This is a genomic window from Haloarcula limicola, from assembly GCF_010119205.1.
In the GTDB taxonomy this organism is placed as follows: Archaea; Halobacteriota; Halobacteria; order Halobacteriales; family Haloarculaceae; genus Haloarcula; species Haloarcula limicola.
Genome location: NZ_WRXM01000002.1, coordinates 23,538 through 44,771, shown reverse-complemented (window position 1 = coordinate 44,771; position 21,234 = coordinate 23,538). Strand labels below are relative to the sequence as shown.

The 21,234-nt window shown below is 54.1% G+C and carries 20 protein-coding genes and 1 pseudogene; 13 read left to right on the top strand and 8 right to left on the bottom strand.

Going from position 1 to position 21,234, the window contains the following annotated elements; all coding sequences use genetic code 11:
* Positions 1-16 precede the first annotated feature (16 nt).
* Positions 17-307 carry a hypothetical protein gene (locus GO488_RS09650; protein ID WP_162317621.1) on the bottom strand — a complete coding sequence of 97 codons (291 nt, stop codon included), beginning with the start codon at positions 305-307 and terminating at the stop codon, positions 17-19.
* Positions 308-709: a hypothetical protein gene (locus tag GO488_RS09645; RefSeq protein ID WP_162317620.1), complete on the bottom strand. Its 402-nt coding sequence runs from the start codon at positions 707-709 to the stop codon at positions 308-310.
* Positions 710-1,565: 856 nt separating this feature from the next.
* Between GO488_RS09645 and GO488_RS09640 the strand changes: the two genes are divergently transcribed.
* Entirely contained in the window at positions 1,566-2,321 is a 756-nt protein-coding gene (locus GO488_RS09640; protein ID WP_162317619.1) for a PD-(D/E)XK nuclease family protein, read from the top strand.
* Entirely contained in the window at positions 2,308-3,090 is a 783-nt protein-coding gene (locus GO488_RS09635) for a hypothetical protein (RefSeq protein ID WP_162317618.1), read from the top strand. Before GO488_RS09640 ends, GO488_RS09635 begins: the two co-directional genes overlap by 14 nt.
* 90 nt (positions 3,091-3,180) lie before the next feature.
* Here GO488_RS09635 and GO488_RS09630 read toward each other — a convergent pair whose 3' ends face one another.
* A complete protein-coding gene (locus GO488_RS09630; protein ID WP_162317617.1) occupies positions 3,181-3,768 on the bottom strand; it encodes a hypothetical protein in 588 nt (195 codons plus the stop codon).
* A gap of 19 nt (positions 3,769-3,787) precedes the next feature.
* A pseudogene (locus GO488_RS09625) lies at positions 3,788-4,262 on the bottom strand (6-pyruvoyl trahydropterin synthase family protein).
* Positions 4,263-4,270: 8 nt separating this feature from the next.
* Between GO488_RS09625 and GO488_RS09620 the strand changes: the two are divergent.
* The 3 genes from GO488_RS09620 to GO488_RS19790 all read left to right on the top strand — a co-directional run bounded on the left by GO488_RS09620 (position 4,271) and on the right by GO488_RS19790 (position 7,656).
* On the top strand, positions 4,271-4,561 hold the full coding sequence (locus GO488_RS09620) for a hypothetical protein (RefSeq protein WP_162317616.1): 291 nt from the start codon (positions 4,271-4,273) through the stop codon (positions 4,559-4,561).
* A 165-nt stretch (positions 4,562-4,726) separates the two neighbouring features.
* Positions 4,727-6,946: a queuine tRNA-ribosyltransferase tRNA-guanine transglycosylase gene (locus GO488_RS09615; RefSeq protein ID WP_174242496.1), complete on the top strand. Its 2,220-nt coding sequence runs from the start codon at positions 4,727-4,729 to the stop codon at positions 6,944-6,946.
* Positions 6,947-6,948: 2 nt separating this feature from the next.
* Positions 6,949-7,656, top strand: coding sequence for a hypothetical protein (locus GO488_RS19790; RefSeq protein ID WP_174242495.1), 708 nt, complete (start codon positions 6,949-6,951; stop codon positions 7,654-7,656).
* A gap of 17 nt (positions 7,657-7,673) precedes the next feature.
* On the opposite strand, the gene GO488_RS20205 is transcribed toward GO488_RS19790, so the two are convergent.
* Positions 7,674-7,952 (bottom strand): winged helix-turn-helix transcriptional regulator, encoded by a 279-nt coding sequence (locus GO488_RS20205; protein ID WP_367398175.1) that lies wholly within the window; start codon positions 7,950-7,952, stop codon positions 7,674-7,676.
* Between the two features lie 76 nt (positions 7,953-8,028).
* Between GO488_RS20205 and GO488_RS09605 the strand changes: the two genes are divergently transcribed.
* From GO488_RS09605 to GO488_RS09585, 5 genes are all read left to right on the top strand, one after another.
* Entirely contained in the window at positions 8,029-9,096 is a 1,068-nt protein-coding gene (locus GO488_RS09605; protein WP_241692925.1) for a tRNA-guanine transglycosylase, read from the top strand.
* Positions 9,093-9,992, top strand: coding sequence for a hypothetical protein (locus GO488_RS09600; protein ID WP_162317614.1), 900 nt, complete (start codon positions 9,093-9,095; stop codon positions 9,990-9,992). Before GO488_RS09605 ends, GO488_RS09600 begins: the two co-directional genes overlap by 4 nt.
* The gene (locus GO488_RS09595; RefSeq protein ID WP_162317613.1) at positions 9,985-11,145 is read left to right on the top strand and encodes a BREX system ATP-binding domain-containing protein; all 1,161 of its coding nucleotides are present in this window, start codon (positions 9,985-9,987) and stop codon (positions 11,143-11,145) included. The genes GO488_RS09600 and GO488_RS09595 overlap by 8 nt, the downstream gene beginning before the upstream one ends.
* Before the next feature lie 119 nt (positions 11,146-11,264).
* Positions 11,265-11,822, top strand: a complete 558-nt coding sequence (locus GO488_RS09590) for a hypothetical protein (RefSeq protein WP_162317612.1) — start codon at positions 11,265-11,267, stop codon at positions 11,820-11,822.
* Positions 11,823-12,000: 178 nt separating this feature from the next.
* Complete coding sequence (locus GO488_RS09585) at positions 12,001-12,747, top strand: hypothetical protein (protein ID WP_162317611.1); 747 nt, start codon at positions 12,001-12,003, stop codon at positions 12,745-12,747.
* 93 nt (positions 12,748-12,840) lie between these two features.
* Here GO488_RS09585 and GO488_RS09580 read toward each other — a convergent pair whose 3' ends face one another.
* Positions 12,841-15,192 (bottom strand): ATP-binding protein, encoded by a 2,352-nt coding sequence (locus tag GO488_RS09580; protein WP_162317610.1) that lies wholly within the window; start codon positions 15,190-15,192, stop codon positions 12,841-12,843.
* Positions 15,193-15,780: 588 nt separating this feature from the next.
* Between GO488_RS09580 and GO488_RS09575 the strand changes: the two genes are divergently transcribed.
* From GO488_RS09575 to GO488_RS20300, 3 genes are all read left to right on the top strand, one after another.
* Positions 15,781-16,161 carry a hypothetical protein gene (locus GO488_RS09575; RefSeq protein WP_162317609.1) on the top strand — a complete coding sequence of 127 codons (381 nt, stop codon included), beginning with the start codon at positions 15,781-15,783 and terminating at the stop codon, positions 16,159-16,161.
* Positions 16,162-16,260: 99 nt separating this feature from the next.
* The gene (locus GO488_RS09570) at positions 16,261-19,476 is read left to right on the top strand and encodes an ATP-dependent DNA helicase (protein ID WP_162317608.1); all 3,216 of its coding nucleotides are present in this window, start codon (positions 16,261-16,263) and stop codon (positions 19,474-19,476) included.
* Between the two features lie 91 nt (positions 19,477-19,567).
* Positions 19,568-19,765, top strand: a complete 198-nt coding sequence (locus tag GO488_RS20300; protein ID WP_479682645.1) for a DUF8139 family protein — start codon at positions 19,568-19,570, stop codon at positions 19,763-19,765.
* On the opposite strand, the gene GO488_RS20200 is transcribed toward GO488_RS20300, so the two are convergent.
* Complete coding sequence (locus GO488_RS20200) at positions 19,762-20,127, bottom strand: DUF7344 domain-containing protein (RefSeq protein WP_422111217.1); 366 nt, start codon at positions 20,125-20,127, stop codon at positions 19,762-19,764. The genes GO488_RS20300 and GO488_RS20200 overlap by 4 nt on opposite strands.
* A 62-nt stretch (positions 20,128-20,189) precedes the next feature.
* A complete protein-coding gene (locus tag GO488_RS09565; RefSeq protein ID WP_162317607.1) occupies positions 20,190-20,516 on the bottom strand; it encodes a hypothetical protein in 327 nt (108 codons plus the stop codon).
* Positions 20,517-21,234: the final 718 nt, after the last annotated feature.

Here is a 21,234-nt window from a genome sequence, read left to right as displayed (position 1 = left end):
TACCGAGAATAGAGGCTTATTCGCCACTCATCGAACGGATAATGTGATCCATGATCTGTGAACCTCCGGCGTGTTCGATAAATGTGACTACTTCACTAGCGGTGGTGACTCCAATATACTCATCGGGGAAGATGAACAGCATAATAATTGCATTTGCGGTCGGATAAAAGAAGATATTCTCTCCACCCTCAGGGTCTGCCGCTTCATCAAATGGTACTGCATCGAGAACCCTCTGATAGACCTTCCCGAGGCCTGCTGGGTTCTCATTTAGTTCACCTACAAGGCCTGCCCGTTCTTCCTCGTCCACTTACAGACCAACATTAGTCTCACGGGCCACGTTTTTGTCTTTTAGGTAGTTCTCCATTTCAGTCATATCTGCTCGCCCGACGATCTCGAAGTTCAGATGGTCTTTTGGTACAGGTGTTGCAATGGATCGAATGTACCCATAGATTTCAGCTATGAATTCTTCAGGTGGAAGGGCTTTCTTCCCACTAGTTCGGTCATCGTCATCTTCGCGTGTAACGTGGTAGAGGATAGATTTTTCGTCGAATGCGAGGGTAAAGTGACGGCTGTTCCAGTCATTTGTGACTGAGAACCCGCTTGTAGTCGGGTTGATTCCGAACATGTCGGTACCGAAGCGGATGGTGACATTGTCACTGGCCGTATCAACGTGGATGTCAGAGCCTGGGTTGAAGTTGAACGTGGTCACCGGTTATAGTTTCCAACGTGTTGTTGTTCAGGTTATTACTTATTTCTATAGTTTCGTATTTGTGTACAAACATGCAGCGAGCTAGGTGGTGATCTTCTGAGACGGTCGAATTCGACTGACTAAGCCAAAATTTATATCTGGTGACAGTTCTTGACCTGGACAAATAACGAGATTAACATGCAGTATGAGAACTCCCCACCGGTCGCTTTTGTCCCACCCGACGTTCTGACGCTCCGCAGGGTCGAGTCTACTATTATTGATTGACCGACCGACGGCCCAGACTGGCTGCGAGAAAGAGTGCGGTGACGAGCAGAAGACCGGCTAGGATCTGTGTCGGAGCAATGGCGTTGATCAGTCCTAGCACCCCGACGACTACCATTGCCACCGACAGCAGCAGAAGGGAGACCTGTCTCTTACCAACAGCAGACATCAGTGCTCGTCGCTTTGTTCCGCTTCCACCGCGAGCTCTAACTGGCGGACGGGACTACCGGCTAGAACAGCCATGCAGTCGCTGCAATACCCGATCGTAATGTTCCCTTCGTCATCAAGTCGGTCTTCATCGTATTCATGAGGTTCCATTTCCACCGTTTTCCATGGTTCTTCGCACTCCCGGCACAACACAGGTATTGTGTCGGTCATTAACACGTGGTACTCAGAGTCCGACCTTAAACATGGGGACGGGGCAGAGAACTATGGTGCAGGGGTATACGACACTGCTCCCATTTTTAGACATTCTCGTCTCGATTCGCTTCTGTGGGTGAGGGCTTCAATAGGGCCGATCAGATTAGTTTGATGAGCATCTAAAAAGTGGTCACCTGACACTACATATTAAACAGCTGAAGAGTATACTGAGAGCATGAGCATTGAGAGGGTCCGAGAGAAGCATACTTCGCTCGTCAAGCAGCTATCTGAGTCAGAGGAGTCGTCGCTGGCGCCGAGCAAAATTGCGGGGCAATTCTATTGCGAGAAGCAGGTCGCGCTCACTCGGGAGCACGGGGACATTGAAACACCTGCAAAGACCCGTGGGAGCGAAACCCACGAGAAAGCAGCCGAGGACTCTGAAGAAGTCTCTGACGAGGAATTTTGGCGGGCTTTAGAGAGAGGTGAGCGCCAGGTTATCGTCGAGAGTCCCTTCATTGGCGAGGCAGCGGAATTCCTCATCGGTGGTATTCCGGACGCCGTTCTCTTTGAGAATCAGAGCCCGCAGCTTATCTTTGAACGAAAGACGACGTCGAGGCCTGACTACCTCTACAAGAACCAGCGAATCCAGGCATGGCTGTACGGTTTCATTCTTGACAGTCTCGGCTTCCACACCGACAATCTGAGGATTGCCGTCCTTAGCCACGAGCAATCACTAGAACCGGGGACAGGAAAGGAACTCCAGCAGTTAGTGATGGCAAGTTACGAGGGGTGGGAGACCGGTGACCACGAACTGACTGAGTCTCCGACGGCCATCCTGCATCTTTCTGAGTTCTCAAAGGTAGAGTATCTGGAGGACCTCAACTGGGCTCTCGGATATTGGCGAAATGAGCGGGAGCCGATTCCAACGGAGAAAGCGGCGAAGTGCCGAGCGTGCGAATACAACGACGTTTGTCCAGATGCCCATGTCTGAACTCCCAGAACCCTTAGTTCGGGATTGTCTCTACAACTGGCTCGGATATGGTAGTCTCGACAGCCCGTATTGGTTCATTGGAATCGAAGAAAGCCTCTATCGATGGGAGGGGTTCAACAACGTAGACGACGTAGAGGACTTCTTGAGGTTAAGGCGGGAGTTCGGACTGACAGAGGACTTTAAACAGGTATGGGAGGAAAAGCATGGATTTGCCTTGGAGAAGTTCTCTGGACCGTCAACGTGGAGATTCCAAGCGGTGTTCATGATGACACTAGAAGATCCATCACTATTAGAGGAGTCGTCAGCGACGCTCGGGAGAAGAGCTAAGGAATACGTATTTGAGAACAAACGGCTTGGTCGGCGAGGCGGGGATAGCCTCACCGGAGAGTTCTTTCCACTCCCGAAGAGCCTGGATACGATTGAACCCTACGACCACATCTGGAAGTCTGAGGCCGCATACCACAGAGAGGTGATTCCAGGACGAGAACATCTCCTGACGGATGCTATCGAAGAGAGCAACGGTGTAAGGTGCATCGTTTCCTACGGGAACACGAACACCAACCCGACACCAGAGGTCCTTTTGAACCATTATCCCAGTGAGAAGGTTGAGACGCTGGTCTCGACCGAGCGCTCGACCTCTTACGAACTCTACAAACTCACAGTTGATGACGACTCAGTCCACCTTATCCATACGCCGTTTTTTGGGATGGGTCAGGCTTCCTATGCCGAGGTGGCCAGAGCAGCAGGTCACTATCGAAATATGGGATAGTGTGTTCAGAATTGTGGCAAATAGTAGTATTCAGAGGGACCACATTTGATGGCCTCGAAGAGGGTGTTTGTGTTCAGGGGCCGAAGAAACTCAGTAGCGTCCAGGCGGGAATAACAACACCTGTACCGTGGTAAACGGATTGAACCACGAGATTGGGGAAAATCTGATGTCGAGGCCCCAGTGACTCGCCCAGTCAGTCATATCGAACCAGCCATTCCGGGGATTGCCTGCTGAGTCAGCAGTTTTCGAGGGATAGTACGGAGCGACGTTGCCTGAGTAGACGTGCATAGAGTAGACCGCGGCAGTTCCCTTCGAGTCAAGCCAGAGCGTCGGGTGATCGGCGTGAGGTGGGGCGTGTGGGGGCTCGCCGCGTTCACCAATCTGCTCTAGTTCCTGGTCCACCCACGAACGAGTTTCCGAACAAGTACACTCCTCTTCTCCTGTAATCAGGCGCCGAATGCAGGGAGTATCAGCAGGTCGTTCAAGATCATAGGCAGTCTTAAACCGTTCCCGGAGCTCCGGGGCAAGGATGTCGCCTAGCACCCGGTAGAGGTCATCTTGATCCGGGAGGTCCGTCGCCTCAAAGTAGGCATTGATAGCGTCCTCTAGAGCGCGGTATTCCTCGCTCACATGGGTCTCGGGCTGGAGTCCTGGTCCCAGAGAAGGATTATTCTCCATCACTTTTACTGCTGGAGAGCTACGTATTAACGGTTGGCTCCGAGTTCCCGCTTCTTGTCTCGGCTACTTCCACAGAGACCTCAGAGACGTTCTCGGGGAACGCCTCTATCATACGTTGCTCGAGGACCGCAGCCATCACCTCTGCTGTTGGTGGCTGATTGAGGACCACAACAGCGTCACCATCTCCCGACCGTTCAAATGCCTCAATGAGCAGGTCACCTTTTTCCGAGTAAAAAACGGTGGTCCCACTCGCTGATGATGGCCGTAACGTCGCCCTTGTCGACGATCCACCCCTCCTCGCTGATTTCGCCGGTGACCGTCACTGAAATTTCGTAATTGTGCCCGTGTGGGCGGGAGCACTTCCCGTCATGGTAGCGGATGCGGTGCCCCGAACTGATTCGGTTAGGACACTCACGACCGACGTGGAGGGTCCGCTCGCCCGCCTCGTCAAGGGAGATATTACTGGAGTATTCTCCTGAAGCTATCTCGGGCATACTCACCGATGGTTCAGATAGCATATAAACATACGGTACTCAGTGAAGATGGACCACCTATAGACTTCCTCTCACTCACAGTAGCAACGAACTGGACCCTGATTGTGTTCCTCCCCATCCGCGGATATTTCACAGATGAAGGTCTTGGCATCTGGATAGAGGATCACACGGGCTTCATCTACGTTTTCGACCCGCGAAACATCCTCTACCGGCCAGTCGGCGTCCTCAGTGCTAGACTAGGTGTAGTAATCATCTTCACCAGAAACGGCAAAATCAAGCACGCAGGTTCCACTAATTAGAATATAATTAACTGCACCAAGCGTCGTCGACTGAACAATGTGGGGCATGTAGTGAAGTCTTCAGCGGTTCGGAGTATAAAACACTGGACCCGACCTCTTCAGTTCCACCACGGAAGCAGTACGCTAATATGCCGAAAAGAGAAACACAGAGTAGGTGATTGAATAGTGCGGTTCTACGTTCCCGAGTGGGATGATCGGGTTGACGCGAACTACGATTTTCTCCACGACGAACACTCGACGCTCGGGACCGATGAGCGTGATCTAGCGTATATTTGGGACTTATTCGACAGGAAGAACACTCCGATCGACGGCGTCCTCATCTCGAGAGAACAGGCAGAGGAGAGTTCGACTAAGGCACAGCGATTGACCGAGAACGGAATTTACGACGCATCCAAACTGGACCTGCCTAGATGGCTCCCGACGATCAGCGATTGTGGTGCGTGGGGCTACAAATCTCTCCCCTTCCCACCGTACGACAACGGCGAGATGCTTGAGTTCTACGAGCAGCTCGGCGTGACTACAGGTGTGACGATTGACCACCTCGTCCTTGGGGCGGGCCATACTGCTCGCCTCTATCTCAATGAGCGTGCTTTCAGCGGGGACTTTAGCAAAGGTGACATCCCCGAGGAGGTGACCGAGGAACTCGACGTCATGATCGATACGTGGCCCAACGGCGATGGCAGTTCTAGCCGCAGATGGCCTTCGTATGTCGCGGAAGAAGAACCCTCCATATATCACGTCTCGACTATCGAGCCATTCACACGAACTGATTTCGAGGGGGATGTCGAGGAGATCATTGCACATCTCCGTAGCGACCCTCGGGCAGTCTATCGGGCCGACGATATGCAGTATCGGTACGATCTCACGCTCCGCAATGCTCGCGATATGCGCAAACGGTACGAGGAAGGGGATTACTCGTTCCGACTGATGTCCGCTGTGCAGGGTTGGGACTGTGAATCGTACGTAAACGCGACCAAGGAAGTTCTCGATCTTGGGTATCAGTATCTTGGTATCGGTGGTGTCGCTGGAAGTCCGGAGAGTGCAGTCAAAGATATCGTGAGTGCCGTTGGGAACGAAATCAAGAGCTTCGAACGAACGCACGAGACTCGCATCGACACCCACGTCTTTGGATTCGCCAAGAGCGGTGCTTTCGAGACCATCGGTCGTAGTGGTATGACGAGTTTCGACAGCGCAAGCATGCTCCGTGCAGCGTGGACAGGGGGACAGAATTACCATCTCGACAGCGACGAGCGCTATGACGCGATTCGCGTCCGGTACCCGAGCTATCGAGACGACCTCCAAACGAGTATCGAGAAGGCTCTTCGAGGGCAGGAGATGTTGTATGCCCTCCGGGCGTTCGACAATAACGAGCCGATTGCAGATGCACTTCAGACATGGCACAACCGAGCGACACAAGCTCTCAGTGAGATCACGGAGTACCTTCTCGAGCACCGGCACGACGAGCGGTATGACGTGGCGTACATCAAAGAAACTGAAGAGGCATTCCGTTCGGGCTACGACCACGGGCGTGCGTTCCGGGCGAGTTTCGGTGACCCGCTGAGTTCGAAGTTGATCAAACTTCTCCGTGACGATGATCCCGAGAACCCGATCCCGTTCACCGAGTACGATGACCTGGTTGCAGTTGCAGAGAAAGTATTCACCGATTGGACACCAACGTTGCTCGATGTCGTTGTGGAACGAGAGTCAGAGACGCCAGGCACTATCAACGCGTTGTGGCCCCTCGTCGAGGCGTACGCGACCTGGGACCCGATCAGCGATGCAAACCTTCTGGACGATTACCGTGACCTTCTCAACGCCAAGCCTTGGAAACGGTGTGACTGTCCAATCTGTACACGGAACGGAATCGAAGTCGCAATCTTTCGAGGGAATAACCGTAATCGGCGCCGTGGATTCCACAATACTCGGCGATTCTATGACCAATTCGAGGGTGATCTCCCGAAAATTCTCGTCGTGACGCGTCCATCTGCGTCTGTGATGGGACAGGGAACTATGGAGAGATATCTCCGTAACGATCGACCGACGTTCTGGGGTAGTGTTCACGACCTCCCTGTCGCCGAAATCGGGGCTGTGTCGGCAACCGGATTGCACGAGTGGTGGGCTAACCGTCCAGAGACAGCATCGTTCGACTCCAACGGCCTAGCCGACGTCCTTGTCACCGAAGGTGAGCGGTATCAGGATATTTTCGTCGACGCTCGGCACTTAGAGCTGGACGAAGCAACTCGCAGTCGGCTTGAGGACGTCAACTGCACGGTACATGAACACACCAACCCCGCAAGCATTCGAGACGGCGTTCTCGAACGCCTCGGGTACGAAGACGAATTCCTCCCACAGCATCTCATGCAATCCGGACTGACCGACTACTAACCATGCGTGTACTCATCGTCGGCCAGTGTTCTGGCTCTAAAGATAACCCAGAGAACGTATCCGAGTTCGATGCCGCTGAAATCGACCAATACGATCGCGAGGCCTTACTTGAGAGAGATAAGGTTCAGGGTATTCCGGCAAGACAATTATACACCGGACGCCAGCAGCAGTACATTGACTTCGCCGTTGATCATCTCCGAGAGAGCGGAGATACGGTTAATCGAGTCTACATTAGTGCAGGGTTTGGCCTCGTTGACGAAGACACCGAGTTACCGCCGTACGACATTACGTTCTCTGATATGACTGCGACCGAGATTGACGAACGTGCGATCAAGTTAGGAATTCCGCAGAACGTCCGTGACGCCGTACAGACGGACCCACCATACGACCTCGTCGTTCTGGCCCTCGGTAGCGACTACTACCGCGCGTGTGACCTTGAAGAAGTTCTCAATGCACTTCCGACCGAGACGACGGGTGTCGTATTCAATCAAGAGAGTCTCGCCGTGGATCGCGATAACGTCATATCGATTTCTGCTCGGCTAGCAGAAGCGAAGGAACATGGCACAATCGTCGTCGCCCTCAAGGGCCGCTATCTTCAGAACTTCGCTGCACATCGTAGTGAGGGGAAACGCGTAGAGTGCCTGGAGAAGTTGGCTCAGTATCTAACGACTGAACCCACAACACAGAGTGGGTTGGGCGACTACCAGTAGTAGGCCAGTGGATCTGTTCAGAGTCCCTTCCTGAGTAATGAATTGAGATCCCTCAGTTCATCAAGGAATCGTTCACCACGCTTAGTGATGCTATACCGAACATCTCTACGAGTATGCTCTCTCCGATCAATGAGATCGTACTCGGCAAGGAGTCTCAGTCTATCAGTGATGACATCGTTCGAGGTATCGAACTGCTCCTGAACCGTCGAGAAATTCTGTGGACTCTCCTCTGACAGCGACGATAGGATCTTTATCGACCATTTTGATTCAACCACTGACCGAACCTCGTTATACATCACCCCGTACTGATTGGTGGGTCATTATACATACTCCGGATTATCTGCAGTTTGGGTTGGTCTGAACCAACCTTTTATGAGCCTCGCCAGCTTATCGAAGCGCGCCGCCATGCTGTACCGACACCGCACGCTCAAGACACCGCACGGGCCGCTGGAGACACCAGTGCTCTTTCCAGTCCGCAATATCGGAAAACGGTCGAGCGATAATACCCCAGAGTACGCCGACAGTATACCTGACCTCCGGACTGCAATGGTAAACACCAGAGCAATCCGCCAGCGTGGTCCACAGTGGGATCGTCTTCTCGAGGGGGCTACGATACGTGAGGAGATGGGCGTTCCTAGTAAGACTATTCTGTACGCCGACAGCGGTGGGTTCGATTATCGTTCCAAAGAAGTCGACACTACACCAAAGCAAGTACTGGAAACACAACGGCAACTTGATGCAGACATTTATGGGACGCTTGACCGACCTCTCTCACCCGAAAATCGGGCAGTAGAGAACCAACAGCGAATTGAGGAGAGTACAACATATGCACTCCAAGCAAGCGATGCTCACGAAGGAGAGGCACTTCTTTTCGCCAGTGTTCATGGGCACGATCCCAAAACAATCCGGAACACACTCCGATATCTCGAACGTAAAGGGGACTTCGACGGATATGCTCTCGGTAGCTTAGTGCCGATTAGGACAGATTACAAGAAAGTAACCAAACTAATACTGTCTGCTCGACGAGTTACGGACAAGCATCTCCACGTTTACGGGTTAGGTGGCATTGTCTATCAGCCGCTGTTGCTGTATCTAGGCGTCGATAGTTTCGACTCATCGGCATTCATCCGGAGCGCAGGCAATCGAAACTACCTTGTTCCAGGATTCGGCGGTACGGAACTCCATAGCATCGAGGAATTAGAGCATCTACCATGTTCGTGCCCAGTCTGCTGCTCACGACCGCTGTCGACCATACGCAAGGACCGGAATCTGCTGACGCAACACAACCTCTGGTCGCTGGTGACTGAACTTCGTCGGTTCCGGTACATGGTCGCAGGCGATTACGATATCGAGGCGTATCTCGACCTTCGGTTCGAGCACAATGAGGTGACTCAGCGAGCATATCAAATGGCGAAACAGCAAGTTCGGAGGTTCACATGAGCGAGCGTCCCACGGTGCGACCGGTTACTCTTGCTCGCCTTATTGAGGTGACCCATGCCTGTAAAGGCGAAAGCCAAACGACTGCTGAAATCGAGGCTGCATTGAACGTCAGCCACCGACGAGCACGCGAGACAATTCTTGAAGCGCTGCGTGTCGGCCTGATTGACGAACATAATCCTGAGGATTCCGAGACGTGGTTTCTGGCGACCCAGATAGGCGTCGATCTCGTCAAGGCAGTTCGGGATGAGAACTGGGACCGAGTCAACAATATCTTGGAGGCACAGAGCCCCCACTACAGGGCACTCCTTCAGTCACTCAAGGAGACTGCACCAACCGATCTAGAAACAATCCTTAGAGATCTACAGACACGAGAGCAAAGCACCGGACGGACATATAATCAGACGAGCGTTGAGGTTCTCGGTGACTGGGGCGAACGTCTCGGACGTATCCAGCGCAACGCGTTCACCGGTACTTACTATCCAGTTGAACGCGACAGCGTCACGTCCAGCTTCACCGACCATCTGTTGTCAGTATTCGACGATTTGGAGGAGACTGGGGGAGTGTCACTAAGACAACGCTATCTTTCAATCCCGAAGCTGCGCGAGCACTACTGTGAGCAGTTTACGTGTCCACGCGATCCCTTCGACAAAGCTCTGGTTCGTCTTGCAGAGCAGAATGTCGGACGAGTAGAGCTGTCGGGCGCCCCCGTGGATACGGTAGCCAAAGATGCGAAACTCGGCATCAAATCCATGACGATCGCCGATAGCGGTAGTCTCGTTTCTACTAATCAGTCGACCGACAAAGTGATGCGCGGTGTCGAACAGTTCGGCAAGCGATACTACTATCTCGCGGTCCACGACCGTGACCTCGAATACGATCCAAACAACGATGACTGACAACGGTTTCACCATTACCGACGAACAGCGCGATTACTCCCAGTTCAACTTGGAGGAGAATCCTTTCCCCTACAGTCCTGTTCCGAAAAACGACCCGGAGATATACTGCGGACAGGAACACGCAGCGAAGCGAATTAGCGACACAGTCTCTACGATGCTCAGTACCGGGAAGTCGAAACACCTTGTCGTCACAGCCAAATACGGTAACGGGAAGTCACATACGCTCAAGTACACACGGTCACTGGTCCGTGATCGCGACGACGTACTCGTCGGTTACGTCGCCCAACCCGGGGAGGGATTCCGTGATATCTACCACGAGTTCCTCTACGATCTAGGGTTTGATCGAGTGCAGCAACTCGCGTACGAGTATCTCGCTCATATTACCTCAGATATTACTGACTGGCATCCATCCAGGCCCGATGAGATGTGTGAGTTAATCGACGAGGGCGAACTGCTGCTCTCGGAGATTATTCCAACAGCTATCCAACGGCTTAATACAGTTACCCAGTTTGCGGACTTCTCACGAGCGATCGTTCACATGGTGTACGAAGATACTAACCTCTACGCTTGGCAGTGGCTGACCGCCGAAGGAATCCGCTACGAGCAACGGAAGGAAATGGAGATTCATAGCGCCCTCGACGACGACACGACGAGCGTTCGGGCGTTCACTGCTCTAAAGAATATCCTCCTTGAGCTGGGGTATACCGGTGTGTTCGTCTTTGTTGACGAGTTCGAAAGTATTGCCCGGCTGTCGCCGAAGGACGAACAGGCGACGCTAAATAGCATCCGTCATCTGATGGACCAGAATAGTCACGGCCTCTGTCTGCTGTTTGCCTGTGCACCAGAGGTGTGGCAAGACGTGATGAGTGAGTACCATGCCTTCTCTGAACGGATCGGTCAGGAGGTAGCGTTGCGTCCGTTGACAGACGAACACCTCACCGACTTGGTGGCCTCGTATTTAGATACCGCTCGAGTAGATGGGACTGGAGGAATCGCCCCGTTCGAGGAGGAATGCTTACAATGGGTTCATCAGCGTTCTCAGGGTAACGTTCGGCAGGTACTATCGCTGTGCAGTCGTCTGCTTGACGTAGCGGCGGACCGTCAACAGACTCGAGTAGGACGAGAACTGGGGGAAACGATGATATCTGATTAGATGCAAAGCGTGAATCGTCCACTAAAGGGGAATGTCGTGGCAGTATATGGCAAGTAGAGTGGAAGGATTCTCTAATAGTTTGATAATGTTTATTGACTCTTTAGTTGACGAACTTACTGATGGAAAGGACCGTTGACGGTGAGAAATGGGTAACACGTGGTTGGGTTAACGTCCTTCAGGTTCTGTATGAGACAGATGTTGTCGTCAGTTTGAGCCATATGACGGTACCCGAACACATGTCTGAAGACAGATATGACGTGGTAGAGAGCCTCTCGACCGATTCCAAACTACTTACAGAGACAGAGCTTACCGAAGACCAGGCGATAATCGAACTTAATCACCTTCTGGATGAAGGACTGGTTCACTACCTCAGACCCTTCGAAGACACAGATTTCGTGGTATATCGATTGACTGAGGAGGGATACCGGGTAGCTCATGATTGGTACCGGACCCAAAAAGAGGATAAGTGGCGTTCGGAGAGTCGAAAAATAGACGTTGTTCTAACCCTGGCTACTGGGTTGCTGGCAGCGACGGCACTGATTCAGGGATACTTAGCCTATCAAGAGGTTCAACCGCCAGAGCAATTGTGGCTGTTAGGTGGTGCTGGCATCGTGCTGGTACTCACCTTTTCACTTGTTATTGGTCGTCGTGGAAGCCGTGGACCTAACCTTTGGTAAGACTAGCCGACGGATGCATACCATAACAGTCGTCTGTTGAACACATCGCAAGAGGGCTGGGAGATCAAATCGTGCTTTCCACGGGTTCTCTCCGGCGGGTAGTAATCTATGACTCGATACGGGCGGTGTTCTTACTAAATCCGATGGATTTTATTTCCAGCTTTTAAATGGGATCTGTATGAGCAAGGCCGATGTCTGGGCCCAATGGGTGGACATCCACAATCTTGACGACAGCGTCCCTCTGTTCGAAACTGACGCCGATGGTGTGATCCAGACAGAGCAATTCGGAAACGGACCGCACGAACGCGATGTTCTCAAGCGGAGTGCGGCCATGGAGCGACTGGTCATTGAGCAGGCAGAAAATGTTGAGACCGACTTCCACGAACGAGGGCAACGGTACGAGGGTGTGATTTATGTGATGTACTGGCTCGGCTCCAATAAAGATGTAATCCCACTCTACATCGGAAAATCGGGGAAGTTCGCGTCTAGTGGGTATAAACTCAATCCAAACTTAAAGTACATCCGGGAGCGGAAGTCACGGTTCGCAAGATGGGGGTATGGGACTGCGTTTCATCTAGGCGGTCTGAGTCAGGCATACTTCGATTCAGCTTGGGAATCCACTGGTGAGACACCAGGGTCCTCAAAAGGGCGATGGATTCGGACGCTTTTCGAGCCGAAGTCTCGTCGACTCAAACGGAATGTCTATCTGTGGATGAAAGCTTGGGAGGTTGACGATATAGGCCCCTATACACCAGACACGGGGGCCTCGCCATACCTTGAAGAACTCGAACAACAGCTTATTGCATTAGCATGGGAACTGTATCCTGATTTGCTACTGAACACTGAGGGGGTCCCCTACAATCCAGAGGCATATGCTCACTTAGGAGGTTGGACCGACCAATCGGATCTGACTGATTTTGAGTAACTGAGGTGAAGATACTGTGGGTTGCAGGGGATGTATCGCGGATATTAATCGCGGAACTGTTTCTCCGAGTCGATTACTCTGATACATATACTGTCAAGGCTCGTTTTTGTCTTCTTTCAGCGCTTCAAGATCTGGGGGTTCGTCAAAAATCATTTCAAAATTGACAACATCACTGAGCTGCTCAAGGTAGTTAATGAGCTGCTTCCGTTCATTCTGTATCCTCTGACGTTCACTCTGTAGCTCCCGTACAGTGTCTACAACAGTGGCCATGGATGCGTCGTCGTCTAATTCCAACACACTACGAAGTTCTTCAAGTTGCTGTGAATCAAAATCTGGAGATGGTACTTCTCGCTCAGGGATACTGGCTTCTTCAGTCCCGGAGTCAGACACAACGGAACTCCTCTGGAAGTTGGAGAGGTCCGTACTATCCTCAGACGATTGACCTTTCGACGTCTCAGTTGTACTGGAACTACCCCCATGGTTCCCGGATGATGAACGTCCTGTCGTTTCACTTGATGATTCGATTAACCGGTCGGCTGGGGAACTACGTGTTGGGCGTTTATCAGGAGAGTCGGGCTGGTCAGGGCTCGGTTCTGATTCGGGTTCAGAGAACTCTGGTCCTCGACGCACGTCCTCTGATGTAGAGTGCTTGGCACGCCAAGAGTCGAAATCGAATTCGCCGATGGTGGTCGCTGACTCAAGGGTGGTACCGTGCTGCTTGAACTCCTCTTGGTACCTTGGCAAGAGCCAAGCAGGCACTCCGTCGGTCTCATTTGTAATTGCTCTCTCTTCGGCGGCGTGAGTCTCTGCGAGTTTCTTGATGTCCTCAATCAACGGGATTGTGTTCGGACTATCTGCGAAAACTGGCACCTCAAAGTCCTCAGGGTCAGGGCATTCTTTGGGAGAGAGCTCTGTGATGCTCTCGTGATCGTATTCCGTCTCGAAGTAACGCCGGTAAGCAGGTAGTCCTTTAATCGCTACTGAATCGTCTGCTCGAATTCGGAGTTCCGAGTGTAACCGAACGCGCTTGATGAGACCATCTCGTTCGGGATACAACCGATAGTACTTGCCAGTTGCGGTACTTCCGGGTTTCTCATTGAAGCGAGGGCTATTGACTTTTGAATTCGATTTGTCGATTGTTTCAACGGTTTCGGAGATCTCGTCACGAATGTGGTTGTCAAACGTCTGTATATCCTCGCCGGAGTAGGCAGCTAAGATCCATTTTGGGAGATTTTCGTAAGTCTGACGTCGATATTCGCTAAGGGCATTTTCTGTGACATTAAGAAGATGATCGGTTATCTCTTGAGTTCCATCGAGGCCATCCTTCGTATCAGACCAAGGCATATCCTCTGCCGGGCCATATAATTCGATGACGCAATGCAGCCGACCGTGACCTTGTGATTCGCGGAATTTGCCAAGGTACCGAGTAGAGAACAAATCGTTATCGGTGTCTCGGAACAGTACGTTCCGGTTATTCATCGTTACCGTTAGCCCAGCATCTTTGGGCTTTGACGAGGGCATTAAGGCCACCGTGATGTCGGCCCGAAGAGCGTCCTCTAATTCGATTTCGGTAGTATTCGCGAAGGGAAGTCGCTCATACCGTCTCGGATGAAGTCCATCGAGCGGTAGCCAACTAAGTTGGACTGGATTGGGGACATCTACTTGTTCCCCGTGTTCAGGACCAGACCAACTGAGTTCGAACTCGATAGAACCTTCAGTTTCACTTGATGGAGCAGCGATGTGAATTCCGTTTCGAAGGAAGTGCTCGTATGTCTCACCAAGTCGCCAGAGAGAATCGCTAGCCCTCTCGTCAATCTCATCTCTGTCTCGTCCAAGCAGGTTTGACCAGACGTTTTCATTCAGATCTTCAACGATGATTCTTGTATGGCCTTCCTCTAAATCATCAACTCGATAAACATCCGATTGGTAGACATCGTCGTCGGCGAGTTTGTTATTTTCGGTGGCTTTGAGATCTCGAGCATCCACTTCGAAACCCGCAGCAACTTCGTATCCATTCGCATGTGACTCGTATTTGATACGGTCTCCAATACCGATGAGTCGTTTCGCTCCGACACCGAAGCGCCCAATTCCCTCAGGTGGAGCATCCGTGTGGCCTAACTGAAAGAATCGGGCCAGTTCGTTCGGCGGAACACCGCCGGCATTATCAACAATTATCAATCGCTCGGGACTCTGATCATCAACAGCCGAGTTTTCCGCATCGGATTCGGTAGTAGAAGGGGGTTCGTATCGGACTTCTACTTTTAACGTATCTGGGTACTTAGCTCCATCTAACGCCTGTCGACGGACGAAGTCGATCGAATTGTCAATTGTCTCGGATACTATCGCGTATGGAGAGGCCCCTGCGGCGAACGCACGGTAGATATTGGGGAGGGGTTGATACTCAACTGATTTCGGGAGTCCAGCTCGGTCCGATGATTCACTCATGTTGGGTGGAGTTTGATCACAATCGCCTCTTGTTAGAGACGATAACGTGCTTCGACGATTCGTTATTGGAACCTATAGCGCCACCACATATAAAAATAGCGTGCGACAGTACTAGTTGCCTCTGTCAAGACCCTACTAGCGCCATCTAGCCGGGCCTGTGGTCGGTCCCGATATCTAATAGCCTACAGTAGCGCGGATCAGATCAGTTCAGGATCTCCTTCCCTCTGCACGGTGATACCCTCCGGCCAGCATCGTGGTCGAGAATGGCGGCACCAAAGCGTCTGATCACCTATTGACGCCTGTGTAACCTGGAAAGAGAGTCCACAACCAATAACTTTAATAAGGCTCGCCCTAACAGTAGCTTGTGGCACGCAATAAGGCGTTCCGGACCATCGCGACCGGTCGGCAGTGACCGAGGCCCGGCCTGAATGTGCGTTGTCACGCGGGTGCGCCAACACCCACGCGGTGAAAATGGCCGTTGGAGCGGCCTAATCAAGTGATCGCAATGAAGGGTTACCCCTACAGAGACTTAGTAGTAACGCTCGCTCTCGGACGGACCTTGGCACAGCAAGTCGAGGTGATGGGCCGATGAGCATCAACACCAGCGGCTCAACGCCGGAGGTCTCGTCCCACGCCCTCCAGCGCTACATCCAGCGGTCGGATTCTCCGATGGTCACGGCTGCTGACCTCTCCTACCGGTTCGCTACCGGCCTCCGCGTGGAAATCGAGGGCAAGAACTACACGGAGGCTCGCCTAACGCAGGAATCCGGCATCCCGCTCGTTCTCCTCCGCCAGCACTCGCACGTCGCGACGGTCGTGTACGCACGCGGAGAAACTGTTCTGTTCACCGACGCATCGCCGACACTTGAGTGTCGAAAGTGCGGCATGAAGGAACCCGGCGCGGACGGGACAGCGACCTGTACGGAGTGCAAGGCCAACGACTGGATGCTCATTGATCCGCCGCTGTAGCGGCGGCAAATTCACATCACTGAGCGACAACTTCGGCCCGTTCGGAGCACGTCCCGTTCGACTCGGGCGGCGGGCATCGCCCTTTTGGGGCACACAACCGTGACAGACGAACACCCGACACCTGGACCCGAAACGTCGCCGGATGACCTCGAACTCGACGAGTTCCTTGAGGTCATGCGGGCGGTGCGACAGGTCCAGAACGACGACCCAAACTGGTCGTTCGACGACGACCAAGAAACCGCCATCCGGCACGAAACAGGGCCACTGCACCTGACGGCAGGACCGGGCGCAGGTAAGAGTACCGTGACCGAGGTGACGGTCCTGAAGTGGTTGCTAGTGGACGGCATCCCGCCCGGTGGGATCATCCTCACCACCTTCACTGAGAAGGCCGCCGAGAACCTCGAGCAGCGTCTGGAACGCGATCTCGCCGCCCTCGGCTACGACGACGTGTTCTCCGTCGACGAGTTACACGTGGGCACTGGCCACCAGCTTTGGGGCGAGATCATGCGCGACTACCGGTTCGACGACTACCGCAACGTCGACCTCTTGGACGAGGACGCCCAGGAGATGTTCATCGCCCGCCACAGCGAGTACGTCGACGTGCTCGCCGACGGTGACGTCGCCACGTTCCGAGACGTCGTTCCCCGGATGAACGACGACGGCACCTGCTCGAAGGGGGCTGCGGCCACCACCGCGAAACGGTTGTTCAACCGACTTTCGCAACTGCGAGTCGACGTCGAAGCACTCGCCGAGTCCGACCGACTCGAGTACAGGCGGCTAGCCGAGGGGTACCGGGACTACCTAGCAACACTGCGGGACGAGTCGCGGTGTGACTTCGCGCGACTTCAGGAGCGGTTCCTGGCGTTTCTCGACACAGAGGCTGGCCAGCGGTTCGCACAAGGGGACTCAGAACGCGAGGAGCCACCGTTGCAGCGGATCGCTGTTGACGAGTACCAAGACGTGAACCCCCTCCAGCAGGCGATCTACTTCCGACTCGCCGAGCTGATGCCGGACCAGGTCCCGACGTTAGTAGTGGTAGGGGACGACGACCAGGCGCTCTACCGGTTCCGCGGTGGGACCGTCGACTGTCTGATTGAGTTTCCCGAACGTCTGTCCGATTACCTTGGTATCGACCAAGACGAAATCGAGACGCAACAACTGCGCTGGAACTACCGTTCCCGTCCGGAGATCGTCGAGTGGGTCAACCGCCACATCGGCTATTACCCGACGATGCAGGTCACTGGGGCCCGTGCACCGGGCAAGGAGCCACTAAACGCGGCACGTGACGCCGTCGACCACCCAAGCGTCCACCTCCTGAAGGAGGACAACAAAGCGCAGGCCGCGGCAGCCTTCGCTGACCAAGTCCAACGACTTCACGCTGAAGGCTACGTGCAGGACCTCAACCAGGTGGCACTGCTAGCCCACAGTACTCGTGAATACTGGCCGCAGTGGGACAACACGACGTTCGTCGGGGAGTGCGTCAACGCATTGGAGGCGCGCGACATCCCGGTACACAACCCGCGGAACAAGGGATTCGTCCAGCACGAGGAGGTTCAGGCGATGTTAGCAGCGCTAGCAGTGTGTTTCGACCCGGACCTTCAGTGGGCGGAAGACAACGTGCTTCCCTACGGTGGGCTCGGGGATGACTTCCAAGAGTGGCTCACCACTCTGGACGACGTGATTGAACGACACGACGCGAAGGACCTCGCGAACTACCTCGAAGTCACAGCCGCCCGGATTCGAAGTGCTCCCTCTGGCAGCGTAGCCGACGTCTCCGCCGTCGACCTCTACAACCGGATCAGGTCCTTCGAGCCGTTCTCGACGTGGACGAAAGACGACGGCCACGTCAACCGCGCCAAGCGGCTGGGGAAGCTCAGCCAGCTTCTCGAGGCATTCGAGGGCATCGCGGAGGGCGTGACCGAGAACCGAAAGCTCACCCGCACATCTCACGACGAGTACGACACCGTCTCGGTGCGGTTTCTGAGCGACTTCTACTGGACGTTCGGTCAGTACCTCCAGAGCAAAGGTCTCGACGACCCGGAGGACCAGTACGACACCTTCCCGAGCGGGCACGTCCAGGTGATGACGGTCCATCAAGCCAAGGGCCTAGAGTTTCCGGTGGTCTTCCTCGCGAGCTTGGAACGGACCGCAGAGAAGAACTACGACGTTACAGACGACGGAGAGGTGGTCCCCCGAGTAGCGGACCTGCTCAGCGACTACACCGACTGTACCCCACCGACGGACGTTCCCACACGTGCCGAGCGGGACCAAGTCCGGCAGTTCTACGTCGCGCACTCGCGCGCAGAGGACAACCTTGTGCTTCTGGGAACTGACTACTACCTCCGGGGGGCCGACGGGAGTACGGTGCTCCCTTCGCTCGGCGCTGACGCCAGCGGTCCAGTCGGTGTCGACTGGTTCGACGCAGACCAGCGGCTGGACCAGGAAGCCGAACTCGCCCCCGACGGAACTACGGTCGGCCCGCCTTCCACCGACGACACCCGTCGGACCTACTCGATCGTCGCTGACGTGCTCTCGTTCCGACGGTGCAAGCGACAGTACGGGTACCACACCGAGCACGAGTTCGCCGCCGGGAGCGGGACCCAGCTGTTCGCTGGGCTAGCCGTCCACCAGACACTTGACTGGGCACACCGCTACTACAACGGTGATGTTGACGGCGTAGCCGAAGGTACAACCCCCGACGAGGGCAAACTGCGTGACGAGTTCGATAGTGTCGTAGAGTCGCTCCGGGACCAGCGGATCATGCCGATGGGGCAGGACGCGGTCAACGCTGTGTTCCAACACGTCAAGCGGTTCAACGCCCAAATCGGACCGGACCTGTACCCCCAGGTCATCAACACCGAGTGCAAACTCCGGCGTAACGCTGGCAGCTTCATCCTCACCGGAGTCGCCGACGTGATCGCAGACGAAGCAGGCCACACGAAGCTCTGCGACTACAAGGCGAGCCAGCGACCGAATTCTGGAGGGGGGTACCTCCAGGACTACCGCGAACAACTGCTCGTCTACGCAGGGCTCTACGCCGAGAAGGAAGACGAGTACCCAGACAGTGCAGTGCTGTACTTCCTCGGCGAGGAAGATCCGGAAGCCACCCGACTCGAATTAGACTTCACCGAGAGTGAGATCCGAGCGGCGATGTCCCGGTTCGAGAACACGGTAACCGAACTCGAGCACGTCCGCGAACACAACGACTGGGACGACCTGGACGACTGGGACGAAGACGACCTCCCCGACAAGGCAACGTGCGACGAGTGCGATTTCCGCTGGGACTGCGACGCACGAGACTACGACGACCGGTAGCCTAGTCTTCATAGTATCATCGTAGTCACCCTTTGTAAGTGGTCTGTGATCGGTAGCGTAACTAGAGCAGCCGTGGCGTGGCTCAAGTAGTATCAGAGGGCAGTTCATCACCGATCCAGACTATGAACTGGTCCATAGTCGCGAAGGACGAGTGGTCGATATTGACCGGGATGTTGCCGGGCAGGAAACCGGTGATGAACGAGACAGTTTGATCTATCTTGTGGAGTTTGACAACGGCAAGAGCAAGCACTTTCGGTGGCGAGACCTCAAATCCAGCAACAGGCGTTAATCCAGAGCACGTTCTACGGCCCTGTGTGCGGAGTAGACTGCATCAAGAGGAGCCAGTGGACGAACGGTCTTTTGACGTGAATCATAGTCAATGACGCCCGCCTCTGAAAGCCGAGGGAGCTGTTGTTGTATATTTGAGATGTACGCAGATTTCCGATCATCTCCAATGGATGCGAGATAGTCGGCGATTTCGCCAGCATCGGTGATGGGCCCCTCCATCTCTACCAAATAAACGATAATATGCCGACGTCGTTTGTTCGATAAAAGGTCGTAGGCTACAGACGGGGGGACTGAGGGAGTACTAGCCGAATACCTGCGTTTCGAGTGCTTAACGGTGTTTTTGAAGCGTTGGAGCAGACTCATCGTTGACCTGTACCGGAGTCTGCTCAAGCGACTAGGATAAAGCCTAGGACCAGCCCCACTCGTTACGACCAGCTCGCTTCGACGGATTCGTCGGTCGCACAGATCTCGCAAGTGGGCGAGCTCTGTGTCGCCGTGTTTGGCTTGTGTCGTGGTATGTCTCCTCCAAGATGTTCCCAGCCCTCTTCTGAGATATGGATGTATTCATGGGCCATCCCGGGCCTTTCAACCAAATCGAGTTTTTGGAGGTTTTGTAGGGCCTCGCGATGGCGTTCGCTTGAGTACTTGCTCATCCGCTCCCCTACGAGTCGACGAAGCCGGTGGTAGTCGATTGGATCGTGAAACGCAACTACTTCCAACATCACGCGTTCAGCGGATTTTTCAGGAGCCATCGTGTGTTTCGCAGCGGCAGAGCCACTAGTATGTGATTGGCCTAAGTGGGGATAGGGTTCCCCAAAAAGTGACACTCTGATATTTTGTGACGGTCTAGTTTTGTGGTGGCCCGAGGAACACCCCGAAGATGTCTGGTTTGCTCGACATTCACCCGAATCTTCGGCTGGATTATTCAGTGGAGCAGAAAAACGAGTCGCGCCTTCATTGGGCCATTAAAGCAGCTGTCGTGGAGCTTTTGCGTTCCGACGCAGCAGTAGTCGGATCAATCGAGACGGAGCGAAAGACGGGGGAGTTGATTGGTGATATCCGCTGTCAGTTGTCCGAATCTCCGCCTGATATACCCCAGCGATTTGTCGTGGAAGTTGAGACACCAGCGTCGGATAAGGAGCGGCGGCGGGCAACCCTCGACCATCTTCGCCATGGCTACGCAGTCTTCTGGGTTTTCACCGTTGATGCTGTCGAGGACCGACGCAAAACAGAAGAACTGCTGGGTAAGCATCTGTCATCTCGGCCATCCTTGGGTGTTGCCTCGCTTGTTGACGGCGAACTTTCTCTTGGTTCCCCAATCACGTGGAGCGAGTTTGAGTACCAACCGCCTTGGTTGGGAGACACGGAACTCAGAATACCAACCTATGACCGGTATGAAGACTGGTTCTGCCACGGTGACTTCGATCTCGATGGGCGACGTGTCTCAATATTCCGTCAACCAGGGAGTCA

What these genes read in the sequence shown, in the direction of transcription:
- GO488_RS20200 (WP_422111217.1), bottom strand. Translation starts at nt 20,127, where the DNA reads ATGAGTCTGCTCCAACGCTTCAAAAACACCGTTAAGCACTCGAAACGC.
- GO488_RS09575 (WP_162317609.1), top strand. Translation starts at nt 15,781, where the DNA reads ATGAGCATCAACACCAGCGGCTCAACGCCGGAGGTCTCGTCCCACGCC.
- GO488_RS09580 (WP_162317610.1), bottom strand. Translation starts at nt 15,192, where the DNA reads ATGAGTGAATCATCGGACCGAGCTGGACTCCCGAAATCAGTTGAGTAT.
- GO488_RS09595 (WP_162317613.1), top strand. Translation starts at nt 9,985, where the DNA reads ATGACTGACAACGGTTTCACCATTACCGACGAACAGCGCGATTACTCC.
- GO488_RS09620 (WP_162317616.1), top strand. Translation starts at nt 4,271, where the DNA reads ATGGTTCAGATAGCATATAAACATACGGTACTCAGTGAAGATGGACCA.
- GO488_RS09640 (WP_162317619.1), top strand. Translation starts at nt 1,566, where the DNA reads ATGAGCATTGAGAGGGTCCGAGAGAAGCATACTTCGCTCGTCAAGCAG.
- GO488_RS19790 (WP_174242495.1), top strand. Translation starts at nt 6,949, where the DNA reads ATGCGTGTACTCATCGTCGGCCAGTGTTCTGGCTCTAAAGATAACCCA.
- GO488_RS09635 (WP_162317618.1), top strand. Translation starts at nt 2,308, where the DNA reads ATGCCCATGTCTGAACTCCCAGAACCCTTAGTTCGGGATTGTCTCTAC.
- GO488_RS09605 (WP_241692925.1), top strand. Translation starts at nt 8,029, where the DNA reads ATGAGCCTCGCCAGCTTATCGAAGCGCGCCGCCATGCTGTACCGACAC.
- GO488_RS09600 (WP_162317614.1), top strand. Translation starts at nt 9,093, where the DNA reads ATGAGCGAGCGTCCCACGGTGCGACCGGTTACTCTTGCTCGCCTTATT.
- GO488_RS09590 (WP_162317612.1), top strand. Translation starts at nt 11,265, where the DNA reads ATGGAAAGGACCGTTGACGGTGAGAAATGGGTAACACGTGGTTGGGTT.
- GO488_RS20205 (WP_367398175.1), bottom strand. Translation starts at nt 7,952, where the DNA reads ATGTATAACGAGGTTCGGTCAGTGGTTGAATCAAAATGGTCGATAAAG.
- GO488_RS09630 (WP_162317617.1), bottom strand. Translation starts at nt 3,768, where the DNA reads ATGGAGAATAATCCTTCTCTGGGACCAGGACTCCAGCCCGAGACCCAT.
- GO488_RS09585 (WP_162317611.1), top strand. Translation starts at nt 12,001, where the DNA reads ATGAGCAAGGCCGATGTCTGGGCCCAATGGGTGGACATCCACAATCTT.
- GO488_RS09565 (WP_162317607.1), bottom strand. Translation starts at nt 20,516, where the DNA reads ATGGCTCCTGAAAAATCCGCTGAACGCGTGATGTTGGAAGTAGTTGCG.